The 12,804-nt window shown below is 66.0% G+C and carries 8 protein-coding genes; 6 read left to right on the top strand and 2 right to left on the bottom strand.

All coding sequences use genetic code 11. The features are described 5' to 3' along the window. The first annotated feature begins 67 nt into the window (after window positions 1-67). From G554_RS0107410 to G554_RS0107400, 3 genes are all read left to right on the top strand, one after another. A complete protein-coding gene (locus G554_RS0107410) occupies window positions 68-1,156 on the top strand; it encodes a DUF4238 domain-containing protein (protein WP_027587411.1) in 1,089 nt (362 codons plus the stop codon). Window positions 1,157-1,609: 453 nt separating this feature from the next. After that, the gene (locus tag G554_RS0107405) at window positions 1,610-2,353 is read left to right on the top strand and encodes a hypothetical protein (protein WP_154654215.1); all 744 of its coding nucleotides are present in this window, start codon (window positions 1,610-1,612) and stop codon (window positions 2,351-2,353) included. 87 nt (window positions 2,354-2,440) lie between these two features. Next, window positions 2,441-3,265 (top strand): abortive infection family protein, encoded by an 825-nt coding sequence (locus tag G554_RS0107400; protein ID WP_154654214.1) that lies wholly within the window; start codon window positions 2,441-2,443, stop codon window positions 3,263-3,265. A gap of 246 nt (window positions 3,266-3,511) precedes the next feature. Here the strand turns inward: G554_RS0107400 and G554_RS15290 are convergent, their stop codons facing one another. Beyond that, on the bottom strand, window positions 3,512-5,680 hold the full coding sequence (locus G554_RS15290; RefSeq protein ID WP_071162171.1) for a recombinase family protein: 2,169 nt from the start codon (window positions 5,678-5,680) through the stop codon (window positions 3,512-3,514). A gap of 444 nt (window positions 5,681-6,124) precedes the next feature. Beyond that, complete coding sequence (locus tag G554_RS0107390) at window positions 6,125-7,912, bottom strand: hypothetical protein (RefSeq protein WP_154654213.1); 1,788 nt, start codon at window positions 7,910-7,912, stop codon at window positions 6,125-6,127. Between the two features lie 302 nt (window positions 7,913-8,214). Here G554_RS0107390 and G554_RS0107385 point away from each other — a divergent pair, with 302 nt between their 5' ends. The 3 genes from G554_RS0107385 (at window position 8,215) to exaC (ending at window position 12,671) form a co-directional block, all read left to right on the top strand. After that, window positions 8,215-9,732, top strand: coding sequence for a C69 family dipeptidase (locus G554_RS0107385; RefSeq protein WP_027587407.1), 1,518 nt, complete (start codon window positions 8,215-8,217; stop codon window positions 9,730-9,732). A gap of 334 nt (window positions 9,733-10,066) precedes the next feature. After that, entirely contained in the window at window positions 10,067-11,122 is a 1,056-nt protein-coding gene (locus tag G554_RS0107380) for a zinc-dependent alcohol dehydrogenase family protein (RefSeq protein WP_027587406.1), read from the top strand. Between the two features lie 25 nt (window positions 11,123-11,147). Next, a complete protein-coding gene (exaC, locus tag G554_RS0107375; protein WP_027587405.1) occupies window positions 11,148-12,671 on the top strand; it encodes an acetaldehyde dehydrogenase ExaC in 1,524 nt (507 codons plus the stop codon). Window positions 12,672-12,804: the final 133 nt, after the last annotated feature.

Raw genomic sequence — 12,804 nt, 5'->3', positions numbered from 1 at the left:
GGCCATCTGCATGGTCTGCCGATAGTCTCGTTGCCGGGTTCAGGCCAAGTCTGCGAGGAGGCACTGCATGGCTAAGGATCACTTCATCCCGGCGGCCCTGCTCGGGCGTTTTTCCGAAGACGAGAGTGGACCGCTTCGTCAGCGCAGGCTTCACGTCGTGAGTCGCCATACCGCCGGCCGGGTTACGACGGCGGCTTCCATCGGGTACAAGAAGCGTCTGTACGGCGTCGACCAGGACTTCTTCCAGACCTCGCAGGGGCGCGCCATCGACAAGTTGTGGGACGCGTACGAGCCGCAGTTGCCCAGGGTTCTGGATGATCTCATCGCCGGAACCCTCAGCGCCTCGGACTGGATCCGAATCCTCGTGCCCTTCGTTGCCGCAACCTTCGCTCGGGATCGCTCATACGAGGCGAGAGTTGTCGCGCGTCTGAAGGAGGAGGGCGTAGAGGACCCGCAGACTGAAGCTCCCGATTTGTTTGACAAGACGAATTTGAATTTGAATCGCTTGGTCGAGATGAACAGGTTCGCTGCACGAGCGATTGTCTGCGAATGGTACGTCTTCGAACTGGATGGGGATATTGTCATCCCGGATCTCGGGTTTGGCTTCGACTTGCTCTCCGACCCCGACGAGGAGCCGGAGCGCGTGGGCTTCATGCTGCCGGTGGGTCGTCGCCACATCCTGGAGTTGATGCCTGTGACAGAGCGTGTCCTCGCGACCCGATCCGTCGACGGGACGTGGCAGGTGCCCCTAGTGCACGCTCGGTCGGCCGGGTCTTCGGTCGACCTGAACCGCTATCTATGTCAGTGTGCGCAGGACTTCGTCGCAGGTACAGAAGCTGCTACCGAGTCGATCTCCGCCGCGGACTTGTCGACTTTCGGCCCCTCCCAAATCGAGAAGGTCCTAGGCCAGTGGCCCTTCAATATCGACACCTTGGTTCTTGCGGGTCTTCATGCGCCAGTGGACAAGCTCCTGCATGACGAGCCACTGGATCTCGACGAGTGGTTGCTGGACCGGTTCGAGGGCGTGACAGAGCTCGACTCCCGTATCGACTTCCGGTTCGCCCGAACCGCGCGGCGCTTCCCTGTGAGCTGCTTCTTGGCCACCGACGGATCGACGATCCGGGTGAGAGCACACTCGAACGATCAACGCAGGTAGTCCACCATGCCACCCCGACCCGTCAACGACGCCCAGCGTGAGGTGCTCGACTGGCTCGCCGCCGGAGGCTCCCAGGACCCGCCGCGGCCGGAGATGAAGCTGAGCGCCGCCGCGCTGACGGCGCGCGGCCTCGTCAAGGTCCGCCGCCCGGGCGGGAAGTGGACGGCCGAGCTCACGGAGACGGGCAGGTACTACGTCGAACACGGCAGGTACCCGGGTGAGGCCGAGAGGCCACCGGCTCCACGAACACGCCGTGCAGGGAGTCCTGCAAGACCAGGGACTCCGGAGCCCTCCCCGGCGCCGGCTGAGACGCGAGAGCCAGTCGGAGTGCCGCAGGAGCCCCAGGAACAGGTTCCGCTGCGCCAAGTCGTCCGGCGACCCCACCCGGCCGTCAAGGAACTCAGGGATCGGCCGGGCCGGCTTCCGATGCCCCTGCGAAGGCGCTGCGTCCTGGTGGCCCACTCTCTCGTCACCGAGGCGCTGGCTCGCGGCTGGACGGTCACGCCCGTGGAGGCGCGCCGCGAGCCCGATGGTTACCGCGGCACCTACCTGCACTATGCGAGCCAAGCGTTGCTCCTGCTTGATGCCGGGCACGCGACGGTGGGGATCGTGTTCAGCGAGGTGACGAAGCGGCGGCCGCACGAGGACACGAAGGAGGAGGCCGCGCGCCGGGCGAAGGGCCAGTACGTCTGGGCACCGAGGTACGACTACGTCGGTGACGGCAGACTGCGTCTTCATCTGACGGACCGCGACGGACGGAAGACCGGGGCCTCGTGGACCGACGGCGCGCGCGTCAAGGTCGAGGAGCGGCTGGCTGACGTGATCGCCGCTGTCGAGGCCGCCAGCGAGCGCGCAGTGCAGATGGAGCAGGAGCGCCGCCGCCGCGAGGAGGAGGAGAGGCTTCGCCGCGAGGAGGCCCACCGGGTCGAGCAGCTGCGCCGCGGCTACGAGGAGTGGGAACAGGCGCTCCACGCCGGTGCCGACGCGTGGGCCAGGCACCGCGAGATGGCCGCGTTCGTCGACGAGTTGGAGCGCGCCATCGGCGAGGAGGGACACCCGTTTGTCGAGTGGGCCCGCAGTCACCTGGCGGCGGTCGACCCGCGCCGAGTGCTGCCGTCGGGCGACGTGCCCACGTGGACGCACGAAGAGCGAGCACGGCACGGCCGGTATGAACCGAAGCCGACGTACCGCTGGTGAGGCGATCCGCTTGCCGGAACCGAACGCGTCGTCCTGAGACACTGGTCGGGATCGTGCCGTCGTATGGCGCCAGACGAGGGGAGTTCCGTGATAGGTCAGCTGCTATCGGACGAGGTCGCCGCCTCGCTGGGTAAGTTCTTCTTCGGCGGCGCGGGCCCGAGCCACGCGACCCTCACGAGGTGCTTCACGGCGTGTGGTCTATCGGACGAGGACCCCTACGACGTCGCTACCGGCACGCCGAACAAGGAGCACCGAGTGCTGCTGCTGTGCCGGACAGCCCGGCGACGTCCGGGTGACGTGGCCGCGAAGGCACTGGATCAGCTGCTGACGGCGCTGCGCGTCGATGGCGCGTTCAACAGCTCGGACGCGCAGACCAAGGAGCGGGTCGCGACCCTGCAGCGCGCGCTCCTGGCTCAGGGTGCTGTGCTGGACGACGAAGGGCGGCTCCAGCACGAGCAGCCGCTCGACCTGGAGACCGGCGGAAGACAGGCCCTCGACGAACAGCTCGCTCGGTTGCGACGGAACGTCGAGGATCCGGGGGCCCTTCTGGGTGGAGCGAAGGAGCTCTTGGAATCGATCTGCAAGTTCGTGCTGGAGGAGCAGATGATGCTCCCGACAGGGAAGCTCGACTTCGAACCGCTGCTGCATCTGGCGATGGAGCGGCTCGGACTCCAGCCCCAGCTGGTCGACGCCTCGCAGCCTGGCGGCAAGCAGCTCCGCGCCATCTACCAGTCGGCCAAGACAACGGCCTCGACGATCAACGAGCTGCGCAACCTCCAGGGCACCGGCCACGGGAGGACGCTGCCCACGGGCATCAGCAAGGAGACCGGCCGCTACGTGATCCGCGAGGCAACGCACGTGGCGGAGCTGCTCCTGACCACGCATGATCGGCAAATGGGTCGCGCCTCCTGACAGCGATCCCGGAAGGCACGCGCTAGGACAGCATGGTCTGTTGGTCGCCGGTAGGTCGTCGGTGTGCGACGGTCTCAGCCGCAGTCCTCGCCGCGGTCGTCAGTCGTGCGCTGCGCTCCCTCCCCCTCGGTCGGGGCGGGGAGTGGTAGGCGTGCAGCTACCTCCCCCCAGCGACGAGAGCTGCACGCTCCGCCTGGACCTTGAGGTTACGTAACGTGTCTCGGATGCCTAGGCGCGGGTTGATCCTCAGCGATGGGCCTGCTGCACTTTCGGGAGTGCGCCGCGGCCGTGCGTGTCACGCATCACGACGCCGGCGATGATCAAGTGTATGCGGACTGTCCCGGCTGTGTAACCGAACCTGTCGCCCACACGCTCCAGTGAAGCCCCTTGCTCATATATGGACCGCATCAGCCGAATCTCGCTGCTGGACGGTGAGTGGTGCCGGAGGACGACACCGCGTTCCCGAAGGAGACGAGAGAGCCGCTCATGTCCAAGACCAACTTGCCGGGCCACAGCTTTCAGAGACCCGCCCGCTGCGTAGGCGGCCTCTGCTCGTTGAAGGACGTCTTCGGATGCTCGCGGCGCCCGCTGCGGTTGGCGCCTCCGACGGTGCGACGTGTGCCGTCCAGCGCGGATCGACTGGTGTGCTCGCACCATTTGAATCTCCGGCGGGGCAAGTTTCGACAAGCCTCCCGCTAGGTCCACCAAAAGTGACATCTTCGAACCCTGCCCCGCAGACCAGCGGGCAGGGTTCGAAGTGTCTTCAGGGTCAGACGCTTCGACAGAGACAATCCGTGTGTGACCAGGGGCGACGCAGTCCAAGGCCGCTCGAACGGCCCCGTCGGGCTGGTAGCGGATGGCCTCCTCGTCGTCGAGGATGATCTTGTCGAAGAGGGCTCGGTTGAGGATGCGGCGTTCAGCAGGTTCGCATCGCGCGTAGACGTCGCCGAGATCGGTGAGGATGTCGGCGAGCTGGTCGAGGCCCTCACGGGCGTCCTCGTAGCTGGTGGCGAGGTTCTCCAGCCGGTGTTCGATAGCGTCGTGAGTGGTGCGGATGCGTTCCTGCTCGGACTTGAGGAGGTCGAGCGGGATGGCGTCGGCGTAGTGGGCTTGGACGAGCTTGAGTCGCTCGGCGTCGAGCTTCTCCTTCTGGGCGGTCAGGAGTGCACGTTCGTCGTCGGTGGTGGCTTCGAGCTGGTCGAAGACGGCTCCGAGGACTTCGCGGACACGATCGGCCTCGTCGGGGGTGAGGCCGTTGGCGCCGTAGGTGGAGTCGATCCGGTCCTCGATGCGGTCGGTGAGGATGGCGGACCGCGTGCAACCGTTCTTCTTGCGGCGCCCGGAGCAGGTGAAGTACTCGTAGGTGATGCCGGACTTGCCGGTGGGGCATTCGATCATCATCTTCGCCCCGCACGAGCAGTAGAGCGTTCCCTTGAGGTAGTGGTCGTGGGTGCGGGGCTTCTCTCCGCGCTGGTTCTTGGCGGCCAGTTCGGTCTGGACGCGTAGCCATGTCTCGGTGTCGACGAGAGGGTCGTGAGCGCCGTCGTAGGTGACGCCGCGGAACGTGACGCTGCCTTGGTAGTAGGGGTTGGTGAGGATCTTGTGCAGTGCCTTCGTCGTCACGGGCTTCGACGGGAAGGACGGCGTCGGCATGGTGGTGAGTCCTCGGGCTTCCAGCTCGGCGGCGAGGGAGGAGAGGGTCCAGTCGCCGGTGGCGTAGGCGGTGAAGGCAAACGTGATGAGGTCTGCCCGCTCGGGATCGACGGTGACGTCTCGGATCTCGTGGCCCTTCGCGTCGGTGGTGCGCACGTTCAGGTACCCGAGGGGTGCTTTGGCAGGAGTGCCGCCCATGCTGGCTTTCTGGGTCATTCCTTTGAGGACTTCTTGAGCGAGGTTCAGGGAGTAGAACTCGGCCATGGAGGCGAGGATGCCGTGCATGAGCATCCCTGAGGGCGTCTCGTCGATGTTCTCCGTCACGGAGACCAAGCTGATGTTCGCATCCCGAAGCGTCGCGTGGATGATCGCGTCGTCGAGGCGGTTGCGAGCCAAGCGGTCGACCTTGTTGATGATGCAGTACTGGACGGGGTTCTCGGTGACGTAGTCGAGCATGTCCTGGAGGGCGCGGCGTTGCGCCGTCTTGGCGGACTCGCCAGGCTCGATGAACTCCTTGACGATGACGGCGCCAAGCTGGTCAGCCTTTCGCTGAGCCGCCTCGCGCTGGGCGGGGATCGACAGGCCCTCTTCAAGACCGTTTCGCGTGGCCTGGTCCTTGGTGGAGACCCGAAGGTAGCTGATCGCAGGGACCAGACCATTCGTGTCAGTCGCGCCCGTGGCCCGCTGGATCTTGGCGGCGGTGGCGGCGAGCTTGCGCAGCTCGCCCATATCGATTCCGGACGGGAGGGACGTGAGAGTCATGGTGACCGCCTTTCACGGACCCCTGAGAGGGGTCTTGTGGGGCGCCGGATGGCGGTCACGTCAAGAAGCAGGAAGAAAACCCCGAGTGCGGGGCTTAAGAGTCTGGTGCCAACGACGCCGGTTCGTTGAGCTTACCCAACAGTCTACCGGGCGCTGACGAGAAGATCCCGGACGTAGGAACCGGCGTTCCCGGCGCCCGTCAGGGCTGAAAGACGGCGTGTTGGGAGGAGATCCTCCACAGGGAGGGCACAGGGTGCCTGGATGACGCCCCGCGGTTCGTAGGGCCCTTCCCCGAGCACGCGGCGCAGGGAACGTCGTCCGCCGGCCTCGACCTGCACGCCCCACCAGCTACGGGCCTCGTATACGAAAACATGGTGGAGTACGCGAGAACGCTATGAAGAGGTAGACGCGATCAGGACCGGAGTCACGCGGTAGTGCTCCGCATCAGGTCTCGTCGCTGCGCGTGACGATCTCCATGATGATCATCGCCCCGCGCAGCACGGCGGCCTTCAGACCTGCCGGGACTTCCAGCTTTCCTGATGCGTCACGGGACATCAGGCCGAGGCGTTCCAGCCGGGCCGCCACCTGGAGCGCACGCGGCCGGCGAATCGCGCTCATCGCGTCGGAGGGGTTCTCGATACCGAGCTCGGGCGCTGCCGCCGCGATCACAATTCTTGATGCCAGGACCGCGACCGCTGCGCTGCTGCCGAATTGGTCATCATCGAACATCCGGTCGCTGAGGAGGAATGAGACGAACAGCCCGTTGAGGGCCTCGACATCCTCGATCGGGGGCTCACCTCCGTCCGTCCAGGGGCCGGATGCGGGGCCGGGGCGTACCCGGGTGGCCGTGGTCTCGATGATGTCGCACTGCAGGAGGGCCTGCCACCAGGCCCACAGGACCGCGACATCGCGCATCGAGGTGGCATAGAGCGTCTCCGGTTCTGGCAGCGGTTCATCGGTGCCGAAACCGGACGGCAGGGCATGGGCCAGGGGAGGAAGCTTTCGGACGCCCTCGGCTCGGACCCCAAGCAAGGCGGCCACCGGCTCGATATCGACCAGCCGAAGGTTCCCGGACTGACTGATAGCCCTGCTGGTGCTCAGCCATCCGAGGAACGCCGGGACCGCAGTACTCACCCGGGTCTTCATCAGAGCGGCGTGGCGCACCCGGGGATCGGTCGCTGTGGCGTTCTCGATGACGTCGGCGAGCCGGTCGCCCCCATTCCCGGCGGAAAGGGCGTCCTCGACGATGTCGTGGGCGTGATCCCAGTTCTCCGGGCGTCTGGAGATCTCCCACTGGAAGTGGATGTACTCGTCGAGAGTGAGCAGGCAGGACATCATCGAGTCGTAGGAGTCCGGCCCCTCGCCCGAGCCCATGTCGAGCAGGAGGTCCACGGCGGTCTCGATGTCGTGGGGGTTGCGCAGATCGGCACCGGATGTGCGTGCCAGGCCGAAGATCGCCCGCATGGCGGTCGCCTCGTCCTCGACTGTGGGTGCCACGATGTGGGGTTGCCGAGCGAGCCATTCCTCGAACTCGGCCAGAATTCTTTCATCGGCCGGTGTCGTCCCGTCGGTCTCTGCTGCCCGTCCGGTGCCGGCTACTACGACGTCTACCGAGGTGTATTCGGGATCGGCGATGAGGAGTTCGCGGCAGGTGGCGGTCACGCTCCTGCGCTGGCGTTTCGCGATCGCGGAGATCGACGCCGCGATGAGTGTCGCCCCGCCCTCGAAAAGGTCGAGACCGCCATGGGTGATGGTGAGCTCGTCCAGAGAACTGAAGGCGGTGTTGCGTCTGGCGGCGGCCAGCAGATCCGTGGCTGAGGCCCGGACGGAGCGACGCCGGGAGGCGATCCGGGCCGACGAGAGGGCGGTCCTCAGTCGTCGATCGGCGTACCAGGAGTCGAGCAGGCCGAGGGTGACGCCGATGACATGGGAGATCGCGGGATGGTCCTCTGTCTCGTCAGTCTCCACGCCGTCCAATACCGCCTGTGCCTCGTCGGCCCGTCCGGCCGCAGTCGCCTCGGTGAAGCGGCGCAGGACGGCCAGAGCCTGGGTGCGATGGGCGCCGGTCGGGGTGAACAGTTCCATATTCCGGCGCTCCACGGCCGGGCCCAGAGCGGCCTGGAGGGCGTCGATATCGACGCCCTTCGGGTCACTGAGGTCGATGCCCTCGGCGGCCAGGAGAGGGGCGAGTTCGTTGAGAATGCTGTCGGCGAGGCCCGGAACATGCGTCACGCCGGGCGGCATTTTGGGAGGCTCCGGCTGATCGGAGCTGGAGAACCAGGACATGTATCGAGCGTAGTGGGTTGTCGTTCCGAGTCAGCCGATCTGACGAAGCTGTGTTCGGCTATGCCCAGGTGGGAGATTTCTCCCAACACGCCGTCCCGGCGCCCGCCAGGGCTGAAAGACGGCGTGTTGGGAGGAGATTCTCCACAGGGAGAGCACAGGGTGCCTGGATGACGGGCTGTCGCCCGGGCCTAGAATCGGGCGGTGTGCCGAACCGGTCGGTCACGGCCACGAGCGAAGGGACGAGGAACGTGGGCTGCACAACCATCCTGGTGGGCAAGAAGGCGAGTTACGACGGGTCACCGCTGGTGGCGCGCAATGAGGACTCGAGCAACGGCGAGTGGAACCCGAAGAAGATCATCGTCGTCCCCCCGGCCGACCAGCCGCGCAGCTACACCAGCGTCATCGGCCACCTCACCATCGAGCTGCCCGACGACCCGATGCGATACACCGCGGCGCCGAATGCGATCCCCGACCAGGGGATCTGGGGCGCGGCCGGTATCAACGCGGCCAACGTCGCGATGAGCGCCACCGAGACCCTCACCACCAATGAGCGCGTGCTGGGTGCCGATCCCTTCGTCGAGTACCGGCCCGCCAGCGGTCGTGAAGGGGCGCCCGACTACATCCCCGAGAAGATCGGCGGGATCGGCGAGGAGGACATGCTCACCATCGTCCTGCCCTATATCCGCACCGCCCGCGAGGGCGTGCTGCGGCTGGGCGCGCTGCTCGAGGAGCACGGCACCTACGAGATGAACGGCATCGCCTTCAGCGACTCCGACGAGATCTGGTGGCTGGAGACGGTCGGCGGCCACCACTGGATTGCCAAGCGGGTGCCCGACGACCAGTACGTGACGATGCCCAACCAGCTCGGCATCGACTCCTTCGATCTGGATGACGCCCTGGGCGAGGGCCGCGAGCATCTGGCCAGCCCCGACCTGGCCCAGTTCATCTACGAGAACCATCTCGACCTGTCGCTCGGCGACACCTTCAACCCGCGCGACGCCTTCGGCTCCCACTCCGACTCCGACCACGTCTACAACACGGCGCGGGCGTGGAACATGCAGCGGCTGCTGAACCCCCACGCCGAGGACTGGGACGGCCCCAGCCCCGAGCACACCTGGGCCTCGGACGACCTGCCTTGGGGCCGGGTGCCCGAGCGCAAGCTCACCATCGAGGACGTCAAGTACGTGCTCAGCCTGCACTACCAGGGCACTGTCTACGACCCCTACTCGAGCATCGGCACCGAGGAGCAGCGTCACCTGCTGCGGCCCATCGGCATCAACCGCCACTCGCAGCTGTCGATCCTCCAGGTGCGGCCGTACAAGCCCGAGTCCAGCCGGGCGATCCAGTGGGTGGCCTTCGCCTCCAACCCCTTCAACACCCTGGTGCCGATCTTCACGAATGTGGAGCGCACTCCCGAGTGCCTGGCCAACACCACCGAGAGGGTGTCCACCGACAGCCTCTACTGGTCCTCGCGGATCATCGCCGCGCTGGCCGATGCGCACTTCAACGACATCATCCCTGAGATCGAGCGCTACCAGGAGAAGACGCTGGCGGCCGGGCACGCGCTGGTGACGCAGACGGACAACCGGCTGTCCCAGGCCGCCTTGGTGGAGGTTCCCGAGGACGGCGCCCTGCGAGAGCAGCTGGCCGACGCCAATGACGACATCGCCGAGTTCGTCCGGGTCGAGACCGACGCCCTGCTGGGGAAGGTGCTCTTCGACGCCAGCAACCTCATGATGAACCGGTTCTCCCGCTCGGACTTCTGAGGGGCCACTGGTCCGGCGCTGCGGCACGCGCATATTGCTAGCTGGAGGGCGGTTTCCGAGATCTCTGTCTCGGAAACCGCCCTCCAGCTAGCAATATGCGCACAGTGTCGACTTCACGAGCGGGTCGAAGAGCCCTCGAACCCCGATTTGGCTACGGCCTACATGAGAGCTACCGTGCAGGTGTCAACTAAATGGTCCGACCATTTGACCCCGGGGGTGAGTCACCGGGGGGTCGGCCGATGAGGAATCCCAGGTCACGACGCTGTGACGATCAGAGGCTGCGCGGCCCGGGCAAAAAAGAGGATCCCTAGCAGAAAAGAAGTGACCCGTAGCCATGAGGGCAGCGGTAGTTGAGCAGTACAAGAAGCCACTCGTCGTTGAGAATGTGCCTGATCCGGTCGATGATGCCGGTGGGGTGATCGTCGATGTCAAGGCCTGCGGAGTCTGCCGTAGCGACTGGCACGGATGGAGAGGGGAGTGGCCCGGGTTCACCGGCGGTGACCTGCCCCACACATTCGGCCATGAATTCGTCGGAGTCGTCTCCGACGCCGGGAAGTCCGTGACCCAGTTCAAGGTCGGGGATCGGGTCATCATTCCGTTCACCCTGGGATGCGGGCACTGCTGGTTCTGCCGGACCGGCCATTCCAATGTGTGCCCCGACATCACGATGCCGGGATTCACCTATGACGGCGGTTTCGCCGAGTACGTCCACGTCCCGAACGCCGACTCGAACGTCGTCCCGCTTCCCGACGCGGTCTCCTTCCAGGAGGCTGCCGGAATGGGCTGCCGGTTCATGACCGCCTACCACGGCGTCGTGGAGGTCGGGAAGGTTCACCCCGGCGACTGGCTCGTCGTCTACGGGGCCGGCGGCGTCGGGCTGTCGGCCACCCAGATCGCCAGCGGGGCGGGTGCCAACGTCATCGCCGTGGACATCGCCGACGACAAGCTCGACCTGGCACGCAAGGTCGGTGCCGTCGAGACGATCAACTCCAGCACCACCGAACCGATCGAGGCCGTCCGAGACATCACCGGCGGCGGGGCGGATATGAGCGTCGACGCCCTGGGCATTCCGACCACTCTGCGCAATGCGGTCGGCTCGCTGCGGCGCCGCGGCACCCACGTCCAGATCGGCATGACGCCGGAGGGCGAGGGCGGCGAGGTGGCCCTGACCATCAACGACCTCATCACCAATGAGATCGACTACCGCGGCTCCTTCGGGATGCCGACAGTCGAGTTCCGGTACCTGCTGGATCAGGTCTCCACCGGGAAGCTCCACCCCGGCGATCTGGTGACCCGCACCATCGGGTTGAGCGACGTCAACGAGGCCCTCGACAACATGACCACCTACAAGACCGTCGGGACGAGTGTCGTCACCGATTTCACGCACTGAGGCAACAGCGGAAGAAGCATTCGACATGACGACATACACGCGACCGAATACGCAGGGGAGCCTGCTCGATTTCGCGGTCGAGTACCAGAACTTCATCGGTGGGGAATTCGTGGCGCCGGTCAAGGGGAATTACGGCGAGGTGAGGACGCCGGTCACCGGGCAGGTCTACACCTCGGTGGCGCGCTCCACCTCGGAGGACGTCGACCGGGCCGTCGACGTCGCGTGGAAAGCGTTCCCCGCCTGGTCGCGCGCCTCGAACGCCGAGCGCGCCGAGGTGCTGTGGAAGATCGCCGAGCGGATCGACGAGCACCGCGAGGAGATCGCTCTGGCCGAGACCTGGGACAACGGCAAGCCCATCAGGGAGACGCTCGGCGCAGACATCCCGCTGGCCGCTGACCATTTCCGGTACTTCGCCGCGGCGATCCGCGCACAGGAGCAGGTCTCCACGCAGATCGACCACGACACGGTCTCCTACCAGTTCCGCGAGCCGCTGGGTGTCGTCGCGCAGATCATCCCGTGGAACTTCCCCATCCTGATGGCTGCGTGGAAGATCGCACCGGCCCTGGCCGCGGGAAACACCATCGTCATGAAGCCGGCGTCCGAGACCCCGATCTCCCTGCTCATCCTGGTGGAGAGGATCCAGGACCTGCTGCCGCCCGGAGTGCTCAATATCGTCGAGGGCAAGGGCTCGGAGATCGGCACCGTGCTGTCGCGTCACCCGAGAATCCGTAAACTGGCCTTCACCGGGTCGACGGAGGTGGGCCGCGATATCGCACTGGACGCCGCTCAGCTGCTGATTCCAGCCACCCTGGAACTGGGTGGGAAGAGCCCGAACATTTTCTTCGACGATATCGCCGATCACGACGACGGCTTCTACCAGAAGGCCCTCGAGGGGTTCAATCTCTTCGCCTTCAACAAGGGCGAGGTGTGCACCTGCCCGTCCCGCGCCCTGGTGCAGAAGTCGATCTTCGACTCCTTCGTTCCCCGTGCCGTCGAGCGGCTGGGCACCGCGAAGCAGATCAATCCCCTAGATACCGACTGCCAGGTCGGCCCGCAGGTCTCGGCGCGCCAGCGCGACAAGATCCTGGATTGCATCAGGATCGGCAAGCAGGAGGGGGCCACCGTCCGTGCGGGCGGCGGCCCGGGGGAGCTGGACGGCGATCTGGCCGGCGGCTACTACATCCAGCCGACCGTGCTGGAGGGAGAGAACTCGATGCGCATCTTCCAGGAGGAGATCTTCGGGCCCGTTCTGGCCCTGACCCCCTTCGAGGACTACGACGACGCGATCCGGATCGCCAACGACACCAGCTACGGGTTGGGTGCCGGCGTCTGGACCCGCAACGGCAACCGGGCCTATCGGGCCGGGCGGGCCATTCAGGCGGGCCGGGTGTGGACGAACTGCTACCACATGTACCCGGCCGGAGCCCCCTTCGGCGGGTACAAGGAGTCCGGCATCGGGAGGGAGACCGACCGGGTGATCCTCAACGCCTACCAGCAGATCAAGGACCTTCTGGTCTCCTACACCGAGGCCCCTCAGGGGCTGTTCTGACCTCTCCTATGCGCTGACGCAGAAGGCGTCCGACAATCTGGCTCTTCAGGATCCAGGGTGTAGTTGTGGCTTGACTGTGTGTGGATCGGTTGTCACTTCGCTGTGAGGACGGGGTGCGTGGGGGAGGGCCCTG

The organism is Acidipropionibacterium thoenii DSM 20276, from assembly GCF_000423445.1.
Taxonomy (GTDB): Bacteria; Actinomycetota; Actinomycetes; order Propionibacteriales; family Propionibacteriaceae; genus Acidipropionibacterium; species Acidipropionibacterium thoenii.
The sequence above is the reverse complement of the archived record's forward strand: the minus strand, read 5'-3'. Positions and strand labels throughout refer to the sequence as shown.

Coding starts and splice junctions, on each gene's coding strand:
- exaC (WP_027587405.1), top strand. CDS start 11,148: ATGACGACATACACGCGACCGAATACGCAGGGGAGCCTGCTCGATTTC.
- G554_RS0107380 (WP_027587406.1), top strand. CDS start 10,067: ATGAGGGCAGCGGTAGTTGAGCAGTACAAGAAGCCACTCGTCGTTGAG.
- G554_RS15290 (WP_071162171.1), bottom strand. CDS start 5,680: ATGACTCTCACGTCCCTCCCGTCCGGAATCGATATGGGCGAGCTGCGC.
- G554_RS0107410 (WP_027587411.1), top strand. CDS start 68: ATGGCTAAGGATCACTTCATCCCGGCGGCCCTGCTCGGGCGTTTTTCC.